16 protein-coding genes are annotated in these 17917 nt (G+C 61.3%); 6 read left to right on the top strand and 10 right to left on the bottom strand.

Annotation, left to right across the window (positions count from 1 at the left end; all coding sequences use genetic code 11):
• The first annotated feature begins 100 nt into the window (after positions 1–100).
• Positions 101–1015 (top strand): LysR family transcriptional regulator, encoded by a 915-nt coding sequence (locus ACVI9W_RS02260; protein ID WP_461529052.1) that lies wholly within the window; start codon positions 101–103, stop codon positions 1013–1015.
• Here the strand turns inward: ACVI9W_RS02260 and ACVI9W_RS02265 are convergent.
• Positions 1012–1932 carry a LysR substrate-binding domain-containing protein gene (locus tag ACVI9W_RS02265; protein ID WP_461529053.1) on the bottom strand — a complete coding sequence of 307 codons (921 nt, stop codon included), beginning with the start codon at positions 1930–1932 and terminating at the stop codon, positions 1012–1014. The genes ACVI9W_RS02260 and ACVI9W_RS02265 overlap by 4 nt on opposite strands.
• 113 nt (positions 1933–2045) lie before the next feature.
• Between ACVI9W_RS02265 and ACVI9W_RS02270 the strand changes: the two genes are divergently transcribed.
• The 5 genes from ACVI9W_RS02270 (at position 2046) to ACVI9W_RS02290 (ending at position 5491) form a co-directional block, all read left to right on the top strand.
• A complete protein-coding gene (locus ACVI9W_RS02270; protein WP_461529054.1) occupies positions 2046–2663 on the top strand; it encodes a LysE family translocator in 618 nt (205 codons plus the stop codon).
• Between the two features lie 125 nt (positions 2664–2788).
• Positions 2789–3520 carry a sel1 repeat family protein gene (locus tag ACVI9W_RS02275; protein ID WP_461529055.1) on the top strand — a complete coding sequence of 244 codons (732 nt, stop codon included), beginning with the start codon at positions 2789–2791 and terminating at the stop codon, positions 3518–3520.
• A 104-nt stretch (positions 3521–3624) separates the two neighbouring features.
• Positions 3625–4323: an AzlC family ABC transporter permease gene (locus ACVI9W_RS02280; RefSeq protein ID WP_038612366.1), complete on the top strand. Its 699-nt coding sequence runs from the start codon at positions 3625–3627 to the stop codon at positions 4321–4323.
• Positions 4320–4643 carry an AzlD domain-containing protein gene (locus tag ACVI9W_RS02285; protein ID WP_157193061.1) on the top strand — a complete coding sequence of 108 codons (324 nt, stop codon included), beginning with the start codon at positions 4320–4322 and terminating at the stop codon, positions 4641–4643. The genes ACVI9W_RS02280 and ACVI9W_RS02285 overlap by 4 nt, the downstream gene beginning before the upstream one ends.
• The gene (locus ACVI9W_RS02290; RefSeq protein ID WP_461529056.1) at positions 4640–5491 is read left to right on the top strand and encodes a helix-turn-helix domain-containing protein; all 852 of its coding nucleotides are present in this window, start codon (positions 4640–4642) and stop codon (positions 5489–5491) included. The genes ACVI9W_RS02285 and ACVI9W_RS02290 overlap by 4 nt, the downstream gene beginning before the upstream one ends.
• Before the next feature lie 65 nt (positions 5492–5556).
• Here the strand turns inward: ACVI9W_RS02290 and ahpF are convergent, their stop codons facing one another.
• From ahpF to ACVI9W_RS02335, 9 genes are all read right to left on the bottom strand, one after another.
• Positions 5557–7119, bottom strand: a complete 1563-nt coding sequence (gene ahpF / locus ACVI9W_RS02295; protein WP_461529057.1) for an alkyl hydroperoxide reductase subunit F — start codon at positions 7117–7119, stop codon at positions 5557–5559.
• 121 nt (positions 7120–7240) lie between these two features.
• Complete coding sequence (gene ahpC / locus ACVI9W_RS02300; RefSeq protein WP_038612379.1) at positions 7241–7804, bottom strand: alkyl hydroperoxide reductase subunit C; 564 nt, start codon at positions 7802–7804, stop codon at positions 7241–7243.
• A 134-nt stretch (positions 7805–7938) separates the two neighbouring features.
• Positions 7939–10482 carry a fimbria/pilus outer membrane usher protein gene (locus ACVI9W_RS02305; RefSeq protein WP_461529058.1) on the bottom strand — a complete coding sequence of 848 codons (2544 nt, stop codon included), beginning with the start codon at positions 10480–10482 and terminating at the stop codon, positions 7939–7941.
• A 20-nt stretch (positions 10483–10502) separates the two neighbouring features.
• The gene (locus tag ACVI9W_RS02310; protein ID WP_461529059.1) at positions 10503–11243 is read right to left on the bottom strand and encodes a fimbrial biogenesis chaperone; all 741 of its coding nucleotides are present in this window, start codon (positions 11241–11243) and stop codon (positions 10503–10505) included.
• A gap of 61 nt (positions 11244–11304) precedes the next feature.
• Positions 11305–11832: a fimbrial protein gene (locus tag ACVI9W_RS02315; protein WP_461529060.1), complete on the bottom strand. Its 528-nt coding sequence runs from the start codon at positions 11830–11832 to the stop codon at positions 11305–11307.
• 195 nt (positions 11833–12027) lie between these two features.
• Entirely contained in the window at positions 12028–13386 is a 1359-nt protein-coding gene (gorA, locus tag ACVI9W_RS02320) for a glutathione-disulfide reductase (protein ID WP_157193067.1), read from the bottom strand.
• A gap of 95 nt (positions 13387–13481) precedes the next feature.
• Positions 13482–14321: a UTP--glucose-1-phosphate uridylyltransferase GalU gene (gene galU, locus ACVI9W_RS02325; RefSeq protein ID WP_128325695.1), complete on the bottom strand. Its 840-nt coding sequence runs from the start codon at positions 14319–14321 to the stop codon at positions 13482–13484.
• A gap of 222 nt (positions 14322–14543) precedes the next feature.
• The gene (locus tag ACVI9W_RS02330; RefSeq protein WP_461529061.1) at positions 14544–15509 is read right to left on the bottom strand and encodes a Csu type fimbrial protein; all 966 of its coding nucleotides are present in this window, start codon (positions 15507–15509) and stop codon (positions 14544–14546) included.
• The gene (locus ACVI9W_RS02335; RefSeq protein WP_461531782.1) at positions 15506–17839 is read right to left on the bottom strand and encodes a fimbria/pilus outer membrane usher protein; all 2334 of its coding nucleotides are present in this window, start codon (positions 17837–17839) and stop codon (positions 15506–15508) included. The genes ACVI9W_RS02330 and ACVI9W_RS02335 overlap by 4 nt, the downstream gene beginning before the upstream one ends.
• Between the last annotated feature and the right edge of the window lie 78 nt (positions 17840–17917).

Here is a 17917-nt window from a genome sequence, read left to right on the forward strand (position 1 = left end):
GCAAAAGACCAGGGCAACTTTACGGGCGGCGGCTACTACGGAAAAAGACGGGTAGTATTCCGCACATCCAGGACATAGATGTCCGCAATAGGAGTTTCAGGTGGATAGCCTCAATGGTTTCGTGGTGTTTGTCCGGGTTGCCGAAACCCGCAGTTTTGTCGCTGCCGCCCAGTCTCTGGGGGTAAGTGCCTCAGCCGTTGGCAAACGGGTTGCGCGTCTGGAATCGCGGCTGGGAGTGCGCCTGTTTCACCGCAGTACCCGCAGCATCACCCTTACCGCCGAGGGTATGGTGTTTCTCGAACGCAGCCGGCGCATCCTCACCGAAATTGAAGCCGTCGAGCTTGAGCTGTTGCAGTCAAACGAAACGCCGCGCGGCCGCCTGCGGATCAGCCTGCCGCAGGTCACGGCCCTGGTGATGCCGGCCTTGAGTGAGTTCATGGCGCTGTATCCGGAAATCGAACTGGACCTGGATTTCAGCGACCGCATGGTCGATATCATCGGCGAAGGCTTCGACGTGGTGATGCGCGGCGGTACCCCTTCGGATTCACGCCTACAGGCGAAATTCCTCGGCCACTTCCACCACCTGCTGGTGGCGTCGCCCGGTTACCTGCAACGCTGCGGCACCCCACGCCACCCTGATGACCTGACCCGGCACACCTGCCTGCACTATCGTTTCCCCAGCAGCGGCAAACTCGAGCGCTGGCCGTTACGCCGCGAAGCGTGCGAACGCGACTATGAGATCCCGGTGTCGATGGTCTGCAACCATGTCGAAACCCGGGTCTGCTTTGCCATGCGCGACCGTGGCATCACTTGCCTGCCGGACTTCACCGTGCGCCAGCAACTGGCTAAAGGGGAGCTGGTCACCGTGCTCGACGATTACCTGGAGCGCCGCGGCAGCTTCTACCTGCTGTGGCCGTCCGGTCGGCAGATGCCGACGCGCTTGCGGGTGTTCATCGACTTCATGTCTGAGCGGGTGTTTGCTGAACATCAGCGCTACGTACCGCACAGCTATTAGTCATACAAATAATCAACCCCGTGCAAGGGCGGTTGCGGCACCTGGGCACGCAGAAATTCACCCAACACCCGCACATGCCGGGCCTGGGGGCTGGACTTTGGCCAGGTCAGGTAATAACCCTCGGTAGTGGCCACAGCCTGGGGGAAAGGCATGACCAAGCGGCCACTGTCGAGCTCGCCTTGGGCTAACAGCAAATCGACCACGGCGATACCCGCACCCTGCTGGGCAGCGCTGATACCCTGGTCGAGGGTGTCGAACAGCTGGCCACGGTCGATCGTTACCTGCGCTGCACCCAGGCGCGTCAGCCAGCGCCGCCAATCGCGGCGGTCTGCCGAGCAGTGCAACAGCTCAAGGCGGTTCAAGGCGTTCAGGTCCCGCGCTGCAGCAGCCGGATGTTCCGGGCTGCACACCGGTACCAACCACTCGTCAAACAGCTTGAGGCTGTCGAGTTCGGCGGCAAAACGCCCGTCAGCCAGCAGAATCGCGGCCTCGAAAGGTTCACTGTAGAAATCGACGTGGTCGATATCCATCCACACGCTGGACAGCTGCACACGGCTGTGTGAAGCCTGCTGGCGAAACTGCTCGAGTACCTTCAGCAACCAGCGCACGGTCAGGGTCGATGGCGCCTTCAGACGAATGCCGTTGCGGTCCTGTTTGAGCAGCCCGCAGGCATTTTCGATGATTTTGAACCCGACTTTCAGCTCCTGAGCCAGCAAGCGCCCCGGCTCGGTAAGCGACAGCTTCGGGCCGCGACGCTCGAACAAAGCGCAGTCGAACAGCCCCTCAAGGGTCTTGATGTGATGGCTGATAGCCCCTTGAGTCAGCGCCAGTTCCTGGGCTGCCCGGGTAAAGGAGCCATAGCGCGCCGCCACCTCGAAAGCCCGCAGGGCCTGCAGCGCTGGAATTCGTTCGGACATGGTCGCTCTTAAGCATGAGCAAAACTAATAGAAAGCCATAACAACAGGCGTTTTACAAGGTTGCAGGGGCTGTCGAGAATGCCCGACCACCTCCTTGTTGCTGAGCGCCATTGATGAACACCGCCCTGCTGTTGACCTATGCATTGACCGTTTCGCTGCTGATCGCCACGCCGGGGCCGGTCGTTGCCCTGGTCGTCAACACCGCTGCCAGCGCCGGTCGCCGCCAGGCCCTGATGACGGCCGTCGGTACCAACGGCGCTTCGTTGGTGCTGATTGCCCTGGCTGCCGGCCTGATTCTCACCAGTGCGGCCATCGCCCCGCATTTGCTGACAGCACTGAGCCTGGTGGGCTGCCTGTTCATCGGCTACCTGGCCATTGCCAGTCTGCGTCAGACGCTGGCGCAAAAATCCGATGCTGTCGTCACGGCCAGCACGCGGGGTAGTCTGTGGAAAGGCTTTGCCATCGGCCTGTCGAACCCGAAAGACATCCTGTTTTTCGTGGCGTTTTTCCCGCAGTTCATCCAGGTCACGACTGATACAAGTCACAGTCTGTTACTACTTTCCCTGCTCTGGACCGTAATGGACTTGGCCATATTGAGTCTGTACATCCTCTTGACTAGCAAACTGGCAACCCCGCAGCGCCAGCGCTTGATCAGCCTGACCAGCGGTGCCGTGCTACTGCTGATCGCCGCAGCGGGCCTGTTTTATAATCTCCATGTGCTCTGGCCCTGAGGTTTCGTGGCTTTCGAGACCGGTCCTACAACGGTTAGAATGCCCGACTTTCTCCCAGGCCCCTTCGAGCCCCACTATGGACAGTCGGATTGAACCCTGAAAACCACCCACCTGCTATTTGCTTGATGCGCGACCGTCAGATACAACTTCGCAGCGTTTTCCCCCTGCTACGCGCACGCTTTCTGGGTGTCTTGCTGGTGGCATTTGCTCCCGCCTGCGCCTTGGCTGACGGTCCGCCAATCGATCCCCACGCCGACCTGCTGTACCGCCAGGCGCTGACTCTCCTGGAGCAAGCCGACCAGCAGATCAGCGGCTTCAGCCTCAAGACCAGCACCACCGACCAGGACCTCGCGCAACAGGGCCAGGCCATGGGCCGCAGTCTGGCCCCGGCAGTGAGCCTGCTGAACAAGGCCGTGGAGCTTGAGCATCCGGTGGCCCGCTACCGCCTGGCGCTCTACTACATGACTTACCTGCCCGCTGAACAGGTTCCGGCAGTTGCCTGCCCGCTACTGCAAAGCAGCCTTGACCAGGGCTTTGCACCCGCCGCCCTGGGGATCGAGGCCTGGTGCCCGGACTACCGCCAAAGTGCTACGTTTGCCAGGAACCTCGAAAACATCCCCAGCACGGCCAGTCGCTTCGCCGCTTACTATCCGCAACCTGCCGAGCGCCTGCTGTGCAACCGTGAGCAGCCCCAGGGCCTGGCCATGCAGTGGGGACGCCAGCGTGACTACCAGGCTGAAATCTACCGGCTGCAGGGCAACAGCGATCCGGTGCGTCGTCAGTGGTACTGGAAGAAAGCGGTGGACCTCAACGGTTGCTTCTCGGTCAGCCAGCGCTTGCTCAGCAGCCAGCACTGAACCTTGACTGGGCAAACAGGTGAGCCTGAACAGCAAGATCGTTCAAGTCACCTGCGCGCAGCTCTGGCATGCTGTGCAACCTTGTTCAGTAACTGCATATTTCCATGTCCAGTCCACCGTTCGCCCGCCAAGCCTTTATCCAGGGCGCCATTGCCATCCTGCCATTGTCCCTGGCCGTTGCCCCCTGGGGCCTGCTGGCCGGCTCCATGGCCATCGAAGCCGACCTCACGCCGTGGGAAGGCCAGGGCCTGTCAGCCATCGTTTTTGCCGGCGCCGCCCAGCTGGTGGCGATCGGCATGATCAAGGGCGGGGCCAACCTGTTCTCGATCCTCTTGACGACCCTGCTGCTGACTTCGCAGCACTTGCTCTACGGCCTGTCGATGCGCCCGGTGCTCTCTGGGCTGCCAACCCGCTGGCGGCTAGGCCTGGGCTTTCTGCTGACCGACGAGTTCTTCGCCCTCACCAGCCAGTATGACCAGCAGCAGTTCAATCGCTGGTACGCCCTCGGAGTGGGCCTGACGTTCTATATTGCCTGGAACCTGTTCACCCTGGCCGGCATCATTCTCGGCCAGAACATCCCGCACCTGGATCAACTGGGCCTGGACTTTTCCATTGTCGCCACCTTCGTCGCGCTGATCGCACCACTGGTGCGCAACCTGCCCACCGTGGTCTGCGTCGCGGTGTCGTTGTTCAGTTCGGTGCTGTTCAGCTTCTGGCACTGGGAAACCGGTCTGGTGGCGGCCGGTCTGCTGGGCATGAGCGCCGGCTTCATCTGTCAGAAGTTCAGCGGAGCACGCGCATGATCTTTGCCTTGATTATCGGTATGGGGTTGCTGGTGTTCCTCAACCGTTACGCCTTTCTCGAACCGCGCCTGCCGCTGCGCCTGAGTTCCAACGCGCGCCAGTTTCTGGGTTTTGCCGTACCGGGCATGCTCACGGCAATCTGTGGGCCGATCATTTTCCTGCCCGGCCATCAGCTCGACCTGAGCCTGGCCAATCCCTACCTGCTGGGTTCGGTGGTTGCAGTAGTCCTGGTATTGTTGACCCGCAGCACCCTGATCAGCATGCTGGTGAGCATGGCTTTCTTCTTCGTCTTTCGCTGGTGGTTGAACGGCAATCCATGAACCTTGCGCCGCAGGAACAGACCCGCTTCTGGCAAGCGCCAGCACTTGGCGATATCGAGATGCTGCACGCCAGGTATTTCCAGCAGCGCTTTGCTCCTCATGTGCATGAAGGCTATGTGATCACCATCATCGAGTCCGGTGCCCAGCGTTTCTGGCACCGCGGCAGTGAACACCTGGCGCCGGTGGGCAGCATGGTGCTGATCAACCCCGATGAATTGCACACCGGGGCTAAGGCTCATGAGCAAGGCTGGCGCTACCGCGGTTTTTATCCGGACAGCGAACGCATCACCGGAGTGCTGGACGAACTGGAGCTCAAACGCGACGGTTTGCCCAGCTTCGAGGCCAGCGTTCTGCACGACCCGCAACTGGCCAAGGCGTTCAGCTGGTTGCATTGTTCGGCGGAACACGGTGCCAGCGCGCTGGAGCAACAGACTGCCTGGCGCGAGGCGGTGTTGCTGCTGGTGCAGCGCCATGGCCGTGTCGGCGGTATGGCCAGCGTCCGTCAGCCGGGTAACGAACCCTGCGCCGTGGCCCGGGCCAAGGAGCTGATGGACAGTCGCCTGGCCTACCCGCCTTCACTGCAAGAGCTGGCCGAATCGGTCAACCTCTCGCCGTTTCACTTCGCCCGGGTGTTCCGTCAGGCCACCGGCCTGCCACCGCATGCCTGGCTCAAGCAACGGCGTCTGAGCCGAGCGCGGGAACTGCTGAAAAGCGACTGTTTGCCGTTCAACGTGGCCTTTGCATTGGGGTTTTCTGATCAGAGCCACCTGAACCGGCAGTTCAAGCAAGCTTATGGAGTGACGCCGGGAGAGTATCGGCGTGCCTGTGTTGGGGAGTATTCGGCTTGAGAATGCAATCGCGGGGCAAGCCCGCTCCTACCGGTAGGAGCGGGCCTGCCCCGCGATCGGACTTATCAGGCCGGTGCCGAAGTCCGGATCAGGTGATCAAAGGCTGCCAGTGACGCCTTGGCCCCCTCGCCTACCGCAATCACGATCTGCTTGTACGGCACGGTGGTCACGTCGCCTGCGGCAAACACGCCTGGCAGGTTGGTCTGGCCACGGGCATCGACAATGATCTCACCACGTGGCGACAGCTCGAGCGTGCCTTTGAGCCAGTCGGTGTTGGGCAGCAGGCCGATCTGCACGAAGATCCCTTCCAGCGCGATGTCATGCAGTTCGTCGCTGTTGCGATCCTTGTAGCGCAGGCCATTGACCTTCTCGCCGTCACCCAGCACTTCGGTAGTCAGTGCGCTGGTGATCACTTTCACGTTCGGCAGACTGTGCAGTTTGCGCTGCAACACGGCATCGGCACGCAACTGGCTATCGAACTCGATCAGCGTCACCTGAGCAACGATACCTGCCAGGTCAATAGCCGCTTCCACGCCCGAGTTGCCGCCACCGATCACTGCCACCCGCTTGCCTTTGAACAGCGGGCCATCGCAGTGCGGGCAGTAGGCCACGCCACGGCTGCGGTATTCCTTCTCGCCCGGCACGTTCATTTCGCGCCAGCGGGCACCGGTGGCCAGGATCACGGTCTTGGCCTTGAGCGAAGCACCACTGGCCAGACGCACTTCGTGCAGGCCGCCATCGGTGGCTGGAATCAGCGCTTCGCCACGCTGCAGGTTCATGATGTCGACGTCGTACTGTTTGACGTGCTCTTCCAGGGCCATGGCCAGTTTCGGGCCTTCGGTTTCCTGTACCGAGATGAAGTTTTCGATGGCCATGGTGTCGAGCACCTGACCGCCGAAACGTTCTGCCGCCACGCCGGTACGGATGCCTTTACGCGCAGCGTAGATCGCCGCTGCCGCACCGGCCGGGCCACCGCCCACCACCAGTACGTCAAAGGCGTCCTTGGCGTTGATCTTCTCAGCCTGGCGCTCACCGGTACTGGTATCGAGCTTGGCGAGGATCTCTTCCAGCCCCATGCGACCCTGGCCAAACACTTCGCCGTTGAGGTAGACACTCGGCACGGCCATGACTTTGCGCGATTCCACTTCGGCCTGGAACAGCGCGCCGTCGATGGCGACATGGCGGATGTTGGGATTGAGCACCGCCATCAGGTTCAGCGCCTGAACTACATCCGGGCAGTTCTGGCACGACAGCGAGAAGTAGGTTTCAAAGCTGAACTCACCTTTAAGGGCGCTGATCTGCTCGATCACCTCCAAGCTGGCCTTGGACGGATGACCGCCGACCTGCAGCAGGGCGAGCACCAGCGAGGTGAATTCGTGGCCCATGGGGATACCGGCAAAGCGCAGGCTGATGTCGCCCCCCGGGCGGTTGAGCGAGAACGAGGGGCGACGCGCGTCGCTGCCGTCCTCACGCAAGGTAATCAGGCTGGACAGGCTGGCAATTTCCACCAGCAGGTCGCGTAATTCGCGGGACTTCGCGCCGTCGTCGAGGGAAGCAACGATCTCGATCGGCTGAGTGACCCGCTCCAGGTAGGCTTTCAACTGAGTTTTAAGCGTGGCGTCCAACATACGGGCGATTCCTTTTTCAAACGGTAGAAATAACAACGCCCGGGCGAAAGCGCCCGGGCGTTTTGCGGGGCGGTGACAACGTCAGGTGCGGTAGGCCACCGCCCTCGGCTGGCTCACGGTCTTAGATCTTGCCGACCAGGTCCAGCGATGGCGCCAGAGTGGCTTCGCCTTCTTTCCACTTCGCCGGGCAGACTTCGCCTGGGTGGGCAGCGACGTACTGGGCAGCCTTGATCTTGCGCAGCAGTTCGCTGGCGTCACGGCCAACACCGCCGTCGTTCAGTTCAACGATCTTGATCTGGCCTTCTGGGTTGATCACGAAGGTGCCACGGTCAGCGATACCGGCTTCTTCGATCAGCACGTCGAAGTTGCGCGAGATCACGTGGGTTGGGTCACCGATCAGCGGGTACTGGATCTTGCCGATGGTGTCCGAGGTGTCGTGCCAGGCTTTGTGGGTGAAGTGGGTGTCGGTCGACACGCCGTAGATTTCTACACCCAGATCCTTGAACTCGGCGTAGTTGTCGGCCAGGTCGCCCAGCTCGGTCGGGCAGACAAAGGTGAAGTCGGCCGGGTAGAAGAATACGACGGACCATTTGCCCTTGAGGTCGGCTTCAGACACTTCGACGAACTTGCCCTGGTGGTAAGCAGTGGCTTTGAACGGTTTTACCTGGCTGTTGATGATAGGCATGAGTGACTCTCCTTCAGGGGGTTGAAAAATCTGATGGGAGAATCGTAGCTAATACATTTGCTCAATGCTCATTGGCAAAGCTCATGTTGCTGATTGGTTTTGGCTATAAGCCGCGCAGCAGACAGGTTGAACCTTCATAACAGTGACTGCGAACGATCATCAGCGGCGTGCTCGCAGGTCGCCGACAAGCGCACCGGTGCAGCGTCTGTCGGCCGGGCATCGGCTAGCTGGTAGGTGAGGAAGCACTGTTGCTGCACACTTTCGCCCCAACGTACCTGCAAGCGCCCCTGCTCATCGACTCCCCGCACATGCAGACGGCTGCCCTGCCCGACCATTCCCAGTTCATCGCCAGACTCATCCAGCACCTGGGCAGCGAACGGCAATGCGCCACCGTCAGCCAATCGTGCTTCGATCACGGCGCTGCGGCCGCTACGGGTGGGGTAATACAGCAACGGCGCAGCACCGGCGCGCGGCACCACTTGCTGGCTGCTGATCTGCAGCTCGACATCCTGCGACGTGCCTTTGGGGTCCAGCTCTACGGTGTTGAGGCTATAAGGTGTCAACTGCGGCAGGACAGCATAGCCGCGCGTATCAAGGCGTACCTGCGGCGCCTGTTTGAGCCGCGCGTGCGCTGCCCCCGGCGCATGCACAATAGCAAAGCTCTCGCCAAGTGACTGCGCAGCTGTCACTCCCCCAGCATGGCCGACCAGCGCACCACGAACACCCAAAGAGGCCTGACGATAATCGCTGTGCTGGGTTAACGCGCCACTGAATTCCGCGACCGGGCCGCTGTAAAGCAAATTGGCGTCCAGGCCAACAGTGTTTTGTTGCTGGTCATGCCCGGTGGCAAGGCCCAGGCCGTAACTCCATTCGCTGTACTCACCTACCGTGGTACTGAGCCGGGTGTTGGTCGTGCGCTGGCCCTGGCCGTCGCTGTTCAGGTTGCTGCTCAACGAACTGCGCCGGGCTTCACCGAGCGGCAAGCTCAAGCTCAGGCCGAAATGATTGCGCCGCCCCGCCGATGAGTACTGCTCGCGACTGGCCGTAAGACCATAACCCAGCGAACCATAGTGATTGAAGTAGCCGAGCGAGTAACTCAAATCGCTCCCCGCTTGCCGCCAATTTTGTGTGCGTGTGGCCTGCAGCCTCAGGCGCCCCCCCTGCTCCCCCAATCCCTGGCTGACGGCAAGGTTCGCGCGCAGGCGCGCAGAGGCCTGATCGTGCAGGTTGCGCCCGTTGTCGCGCTGCAGACGGGCAACGTCGTTGAAACCGTAGTAGTCCAGGCTACTGCTGGTCAGATTGGCGCTCAGGTCGGTCATCGACGCGGCCATCACCTGGCGCCAGCTCAGGCGCAGCGCCTGACCGTCGGACTGCCTGTGCCAGGCCAGGTCTGTGCGTGACTGCAGCAGGGTCAACGCCACGGCACCCAGGCGACTGTTCAGGGTTGCCCCCAGCGCCCCCGACTGGTAACCATCGGCGCCCAGCAGGCCGGCATGAACACTGAAACGATTGCTCACGCCCTGCTGCCAACTGCCCTGCACATGTTCCGGCCCGGTGCCGCCCAAACCATCGCGCCAGCGCCCGACGCTGAAATCAAAACGGCTGGCACCTGGGCGCAAAGCCAGGGGCGCCGCCTGATAAGGCACGATGAATGTTCGTTGGTTACCATCGGCCTCCCTGAGGGTCACGTGCAGATCATCGCTGAAACCGTTGGCGTACAGGTCGCTGATTTCGAACGGCCCGGGTTGCACGGTCGACTCATGTATCACCACCCCGCGCTGGCGTATGGTCAGCAATGCCGTACTGTAGGCAACACCATTGACGGTTGGCGCAAAACCGCGCTGTGAAGCCGGCAACATGCGCTCGTCACTGCCAAGCCCCAGGCCCAGGTAGGCGATGCTGTCGAACACTTCGCCACGGCTGTAGGCCTCGCCCAGGGTCAACTGCGCCCGCCACGCCGGAACATCGCGCTGCACGTAAGTGGCCACGGGTTGATAGCGCTGCTCAATGCCTTCCCCGGCCTGCAGATTGCCTTCGTGGCGCCAGTACCAGGGGCCGGTGTTGACACCACTGCGAAGCCCCAGGAATGACTGGCTCCAGCGCTGGTTATCAGTGCGGCTCTGTTGACTGAAAAGATTGAGACGATAATCGATGAAGGCCGCGCTTGTGCCGCTGTCCCATTGCTCCGGGGGCAGATAATCACGCGGTGTGTGCAATAGCGATTGCTGGGCGATCTGCAAGGTCAGCGTCAGCGCGGAAAAGTCCAGGTGTTCGCTGACCTCAAGTCCCAGTGCCGACAATGGCAGGCAACCATTGGCGCGCTGCAACCGTTCGCGTACAGACGCCGAAAGCTGCGCCTGATCGACGGCCAGGTCCTGGAGCAAGGCGCCGGTGTAACAGGGGCGGGGCTGCAAGTCGCCAGCCTGCCGACGCAAAGGCACCGACCAGCGTCCTGCCCAGTTCTCATTGATGGTTACATCCAGTTTTTGATCGCCTTCGGGTACTGCATCGGCATGCTGGAAACGGCTGAGATCGGCAGCTGGACCGCGTTCGCCCTGCAAGAACCTGACATCGAATTCCAGGGCCGTTGCCAGCGCCTCACCTGCGGCCAGTGCTATTGCAACGCACAGCAGAGCCCGGACCGGCAGCCGCTGTGGGCCGGAAGAAGATGTACTCATTGACGTCGACTCCAGCGTGCTCAGTGCCTGCGCACAATCTCGACAGGCTGCTGTGCAGGCAGCACCGCGCCATAGTCATTGACACTGGCAAAGTGCACGGTGGCGCTTGGGCCCTCGGCCCGGTCCAGGCCCGGCAGTGCAAACAGCCCAGTCGACAAGGGGGCGACATGACTGCTGGTTGCCTCGTACTCCCGTCCGTTCAAGTGCACGGACAGCTCGGCGAGATTGACGTAAAAGCGGCTGGGGTTGCGCGCCTCGAGCATCCAGGCGTTGTCACGCGTGAGCAATCGCCAGGTCAATGCTTGCGGCGCCTGCTGGGCATTGCCCGCAAGTCCATGGGGGCGGTACAGCAGCTTGATCCGGGAACGCACAGCCAATTGCAAGGCGTTGCCCTGGCGCTTGGGTGGAATGTCCAGCACATTGAGCCAGTAGAGACTTTCCCGGTCTTGAACAAAGTCATGCTGCCCCTGAAACAAACGCAGTGCCTGCCCCTTGCCCGGATCGAGCCTAAACAGCGCCGGGGTCAAGCTGAAGGGCACCTGTAGTTGCTCCACTGGCACGTCCGCTTGACCATCATCGATCCAGACTTGCACCAGCGAGGGATGCTGCCCACTGTTGCTCAGGCTTATCGTGACTTCCGCTTCCTCAGCGGGGTAGATCACCCTGGTTGTGGCGATGACCACGCTGGCATTGACCGTGCTACTGAACAGACAGGCAGCCAGCAGCCACCCGCGCCAGAACGGCAGGCAGAGACTTTTCATGGATGTTTCCTGGATCGACAAAACGCAGAGGTAGGCAGCCCATAAAGGGCTGCCTGAGGTATCAAGGGTAGATCAGGGTGTATTGCACGCGGGTGTTCACCAGCCCTGGAGTGGTGCTGCCCAGCGAGTAATACGCAGCCGAGTAGTTGAGTACCGCCTGGCCGTTGTTGATGCTGACAATCTGGGAGTTCTGGCTGCCTTGGGCACCCGCCAGGTTCATCGGTGAATTGCTTGAGTTGCGCAGTTGAACGTCGACATTAGCGCTTCCACCTGCATCAACCCTCAATCGCCCTTCCGGATTGACGGTGGGTCCGGGTTCGAAATAGGTGGAAACACGATTCAAGCCGGACGAACAGTTGGTCAATCTCAAGGCGAACGGCGTGATGCCAGCGACCTGGCCGGGATTGGCCAGAAGGCGTGCCTGTACCGGGGGCAGCTGAACCGCCACGTCGTTCTGGCCGCCATTGACCTGGCAAGTACTCGCCAGAACGCTACCGCTGAAACTCATCTGGCCGTCGGCTTGCGCCAGACCGGCACTCAGAAAAAGGCTGCAACCCAGTGCAAGAAGATGCTTTTTTGAAGGTTTCATAGTGACATTCTTGTGGGAAATGATTGGGACAATCAGGCCCTGACCTGACTGTGCGCTGCTACGCAAAACCCAGTCAGTATCTGCAATGTCGCTATCGGCGAATGTCAGCTGCGGTCACTCGGAGGTGCCCGCTTTTGTTACAGCTCAAGTAGGAAAAAACACCGACCCTGCGCGGTAACCGCGCAGGGTCGGCACTCAACGCGAAACCGGCGTGCGCAGGGTCACGAACTCTTCGGCAGCCGTTGGATGCACACCGATGGTTTCGTCGAACTGCTGCTTGGTCGCCCCGGCCTTCAGCGCAATGCCAAGGCCCTGGATGATTTCGCCAGCATCCGGGCCGACCATATGGCAGCCCAACACGCGGTCAGTGTCGGCATCGACCACCAGTTTCATCAGGGTCTTTTCCTGGACTTCGGTCAAGGTCAGCTTCATCGGCCGGAAGCGGCTTTCGAAGATCTGCACTTTGTAACCTTGTTCCAGTGCCTGTTCTTCGGTCAGGCCCACCGTGCCGATAGGCGGCTGGCTGAACACGGCAGTCGGAATGTTCTGGTAGTCCACCGGGCGATACTGTTCGGGCTTGAACAGACGCCGGACCACGGCCATGCCTTCGGCCAGGGCCACCGGCGTCAGTTGCACACGGCCGATCACATCGCCAATGGCCAGGATCGACGGCTCGGTGGTCTGGTACAGGTCATCGACGCGAATGAAGCCGCGCGGATCGAGCTCCACGCCGGTGTTTTCCAGGCCCAGGTTGTCGAGCATCGGTCGCCGCCCGGTGGCGTAGAACACGCAGTCGGCCACCAGCTCGCGGCCATCCTTGAGGGTAGCCTTGAGGCTACCGTCGTCCTGACGCTCGATACGCTGGATATCGCTGTTGAACTGCAGATCCATACCGCGTTTTTCCAGCTCTTCCTTAAGGTGCGTGCGCACCCCGCCGTCGAAGCCGCGCAGGAACAGCTCGCCACGGTACAGCAGCGAGGTTTTCGCTCCCAGTCCCTGGAAAATGCCGGCAAATTCCACGGCGATATAACCGCCGCCGACCACCAGCACGCGCTTGGGCAGATCTTTGAGGAAGAACGCCTCATTGGAGCTGATCGCCAGTTCCTTGCCCGGGATGTCCGGAATCTGCGGCCAGCCACCGGTGGCGATCAGGATATGCTCGGCGCTGTAGCGCTGGCCGTCGACTTCCACTTCATGGGCACCGGTCAGCCTGGCGTGGCCTTCGAGCAGGGTCACACCGCTGTTGACCAGCAGGTTGCGGTAAATGCCGTTAAGCCGCGCGATCTCGCGGTTCTTGTTGGCGATCAGCTGGCCCCAGTCGAACTGAGCATCTTCCAGCGACCAGCCAAAGCCTGCGGCCTGCTCGAAGTCGTCGGCGAAATGCGCGCCGTAGACCAGCAGTTTTTTCGGTACACAGCCAACGTTGACACAGGTACCACCCAGGTAACGGCTTTCGGCAACCGCCACTTTTGCACCAAAGCCCGCGGCAAAACGCGCAGCGCGCACACCGCCGGACCCGGCACCAATCACGAACAGATCAAAATCGTAGGCCATTTCAGTCTCCTTGCCAGGCCGTCAGCATACCCCGACTGACAAGTCGGAAACAAAAAAGCCACCCGAAGGTGGCTTTTTCATACAACACCGATGACTTAGTAAGCCTTGCCGGTCTTGTAGAAGTTCTCGAAGCAGAAGTTGGTTGCTTCGATGTAACCTTCGGCGCCACCGCAGTCGAAACGCTTGCCCTTGAACTTGTAGGCAATAACGCAGCCATCCTGGGCCTGTTTCATCAGTGCGTCGGTGATCTGGATCTCACCGCCCTTGCCCGGCTCGGTTTCTTCGATCAGCTTGAAGATGTCCGGGGTCATGATGTAGCGGCCGATGATCGCCAGGTTCGACGGGGCATCTTCAGGTTTTGGCTTCTCGACCATGTTGCGTACACGGTACAGGTCGTCGCCGATCAGGTCACCGGCGATCACACCGTATTTGCTGGTTTCCTGCGGGTCGACTTCCATGATCGCAACGATGGTGCAGCGGTACTGTTTGTACAGCTTGACCATCTGCTTGAGCACGCCGTCGCCTTCGAGGTTGACGCACAGGTCATCCGCCAGCACCACGGCGAACGGCTCATCGCCGATCAGCGGACGACCGGTAAGGATCGCGTGGCCCAGGCCCTTCATTTCAGTCTGACGGGTGTAGGAGAACGAGCACTCGTCGAGCAGACGACGGATGCCGACCAGGTATTTTTCCTTGTCGGTGCCCTTGATCTGGTTTTCCAGCTCGTAGCTGATGTCGAAGTGGTCTTCCAGGGCGCGCTTGCCACGACCGGTGACAATGGAAATCTCGTTAAGTCCAGCCTCCAGCGCTTCTTCAACGCCGTACTGGATCAGTGGCTTGTTCACCACCGGCAGCATTTCCTTGGGCATGGCTTTGGTAGCAGGCAGGAAGCGAGTGCCGTAACCGGCTGCCGGGAACAAGCATTTCTTGATCATATACGTCCTTAACAGGGGCTATGCGTACTAAATTCGGCGCAGTCTAATCAGGCGGCGGTCACCTTACAATGCCCTGCCACCTGTCGAGCGGTGCCATGATAGAGAAATCCTAGTGTAGATAGTTCCCGCCGTTCGTAAATATTGCGCCAAACAGTGACCACCGGCATGCGCTTGCGGCTCGGCAACCGAGGAGAATCCGCCTGGCAAAACCTGGCCTCAGCATCAGAACTGCACGTCAAGAATCACACTGTCCAGGTAGGTGCCAGCCGGCGGTGTGGCCTGATCGGAATAAACCTTGGCGTTGTAGTTGAACACCTGACTACCGGTCCCGGTACCCGCCCCCGGGTTGATGTCGGCGTCACTGCTGGCGCGCCGGGCGCTGGAGAGCACGCCCCAGCGCTGCGTGCCAGCACTTTTGAAAATGTCATAGGCCAGGTAGTTATTGGCACTGGACTTCATCCGCCGCCGCCCACCCGCCACATTCTGGCCGTCATCCAGGCCCACCGTGTAGTTGCTGCCCTTGGTGCAGGACAGGTTGATGCTCTGATTGACCGCAGTAAAGCCACTGATCACCGGGGCACTGCCAAAGCTGATGGCCGGCGTGGTGATCTGGCAATCGTTGGTCACCGTCAGATTAATGGTCAGACTGGTCGATTGCTTCAAGATCTGACGACCGATGCATGCGCCAAGCAGGCCGATGCCATAGCAGTAGTTGATGTCCCACTCCACCACGAACGATTCCTGATACAGGCCGGCTGCGACATTGCTGCCGATCAGGCTTTTCAGGTAGATCGGCACACTCTTGGGTGAGGTGCCGTTGAGCAGCCCGAGCGCATCGATGATGCCGTTGCGGGCAAAGTCGTAGCGCTGGTTGCGGTTGATGGCAAAGCTGGTGGTGTTGTTGGCATACAAGGTGTAAGTGATCACATCACCGGTGGGCCCGACCAGCCCGCTGGTACCGCCGACCGGGGTGAAGGTGGCATAAAAATGATCGTCGCTGGCCAACAGGCTCAGCAGCGAGCCGGTGCACTGCAGGCCGGCGTTGCTGGCGGAGGCGGACTGCACCACATTGCGCACCTGCGTCGAGTTGAGCGAGCCAAAACTGGCCGGGTTGGTTGCCACCACCGCGCACTGAGCCTGCACCTGAGCAGTGAGCAGCAGCGCCAGGGCCGCCAGCAGACGCTTCATTGGCACACCAGCGGCCCGATCAGCGGTACCTGCGACTGATCGTCCTCGACACTGAACTGCACACGACAGCTGCCAACATCGCTGCGTTCGACCTCCAGGCTGTTGTGTTCGGCCAGCCCTTCCAGATAGACCAGCCCGTCCCAACCAACAACGGTGCGAGCGCCACTCTGTTCATGCCGCACCTGACTGCCCAGCGGCAGATCGCGCTGCGCGCCGTCGACCAGGTGGATACTGGCCGCTACCACCCGCTGCATCGGAAACTCCAGCAGATACCCCGTGCCACGGCGCACCGCCAGGCGCTGCTCGACTTGCGGCACTTGCACGGTGCTGGGCAGCTCCATCGGGTCGATCTCGTATTTCCCCCGGTAGTAACCGCTGCTCCAGGGCACCAGCAAATGCCCGTTGCGATCGGTGCGGCCAACCAGCTGGTTCTCGTAGCGCACCGGGACATCGGCAAATCCATCGGTACTGACCACAACAAAAGCGTCGTCAATGCGATTGGCGGCAAACAGCCCGGCATCCATCCATACCAGCGAACCGCTGGCATCCGCCCAGCGCGTGGTGTCGCCATCAGTGCCATAGGCGCCAGCCTGCAACTGCACCGACTGCAGGCGCCAGGTCAGGTCGGCCTGACGATAGGCCTCGCGGTCACCCTCGGCATAGCCGAGGTTGTAGCCCACGCCGCCGCCCGCCGGCACCGCACGGCTGTAGTTGACCCGCTGCAGACTTTCGCCGTTGTTGTTGCGCTCGAGGCTCAGGCTCAAGGTGCCGCTCATGTCGAACGGGATCACCCATTGCGCCTGAACAGCCCATTGGCTGTCACCGATCTCGCGGTTGGCCGACAGGTACAGGCTGCTGTTGCCCCACAAGGGCTTGCTCCAGCTCAGGTTGAGCAGACGAGTACGGCTGTGGTCACCGGCTCGCACATCGAAATAACCAGCACCCAGGCTGCCGTAGCGCTCCAGGTTCAGGCTCAGGGTGACTTGCTCACTGCGCTGGCTCAGGCGCGTGTAAGGGCTGTCGACCAGTGACAGGTCGGCGTAATCGCCGCGTCGTTGCAAGCGCTGATAATTGAAGCCCAGACGCGGGCTGTTGTACTGATAACCCAGACTCCATTGCTGGCCGCTACGGCTGTCGAAGATGCTCTGGCTCAGCGCCGCATTGACCACGCCCCAGTTGCCGACCTGCCAGTTGCCACCCACACCGCCCAGCGTCAGGGATTCAGCGGCTTCGACGTGACTTTCCAGGGTGAAGCGCTCACTCAGGCCGTAGCGCAGGCTGGCGGCGGCCACGCCCGGGCCGTAGGCAAAGTCACGCAAGGCATAGTCGCGACGCAGGCTGCCGGTAGCAACCGAGAAATCGCTCAGGCCCTTTTGCAGCAAGTTGCTGGTGACATAGAACGGCAAGGTGGTGGACACCTGGCGCCCCAGGGCATCAGTGGTCACCACTACCGCCTCACCGGCACCATTGATAAAGGGGATGTTGGTCAGGGTGTAGGGCCCAGGCTGTAACTCGGCGCTGGAGCTTTTGTAGCCATTGATGAACAGGTCCAGCGATGAGGGGACCGCCGCTTCGCCGGCGAACGCCGGCAAGGGATAGGTGACCAGGTCCGGGCGCACGGCAAAGTCCCGCGAGACCTGCACGCCGCCCAGGCGTACCGAACTGGTCCAGGGCAAGGCGCCACTGAGCACGTCGCCCACTTCCAGGGTCAGCAGGCGCGCTTCGTCGGTATAGCGCCAGGTGGTGTCGTAGCGCCGAAAGCCGCGCTGGCTGTCATCGAACTCGTTGCCATCCAGGGCCTGACGCCACTGCCCGGTGGTCGATAAGGTGCCCCAGCTGTCAAACAGGCGCAGCTCGTTCCAGGCGGCAAGGTAGGTGCCGCCGTCGTCGGTGTCGTTCAGGTACAGGTCATAGTTCAGCAATGCCCCAAAGCTGCTGCGGGCATCGCTGGCCGGGTACAGCTGACGGTTACCGATGGCCTGGGTCGGCAACCAGGCGGCGGGCACCTGCAAGAGCAGGCGCTGGCCCTGACTGTCGTAGTCGGTGTGCAGACCGCTGATCGTGTCCAGGGCCACTTCAGCGCCGCTCAGCCCTGGGACCTGGATACCCGCCGCCTGCAGGTCCGCCGTGGCCATGTACAGGCGCCCGGCGCGTTGCTGCACCGCCACCAGCTCAGGGCTGCTCATCTGATTGACCACCAGCTCCAGGTACAACTGCGCATCGCCAACCGCTTGCAGGCTGGGCGGTGGCGGTGGCAGCTCGGCGCCAAGCAGCGGGCCACAGCCCAGCACCAGCAGCGCACAGGCCGCCAGCACCCGCGAGCGGGTCATGGCCGGTGAAATACTCACACACGGTATCCAACCATTACCGGGTCCTCCCTGGCCCCTGTTCCCGCAGTATCACTGAGC

This window comes from Pseudomonas sp. 210_17 TE3656, assembly GCF_054821965.1.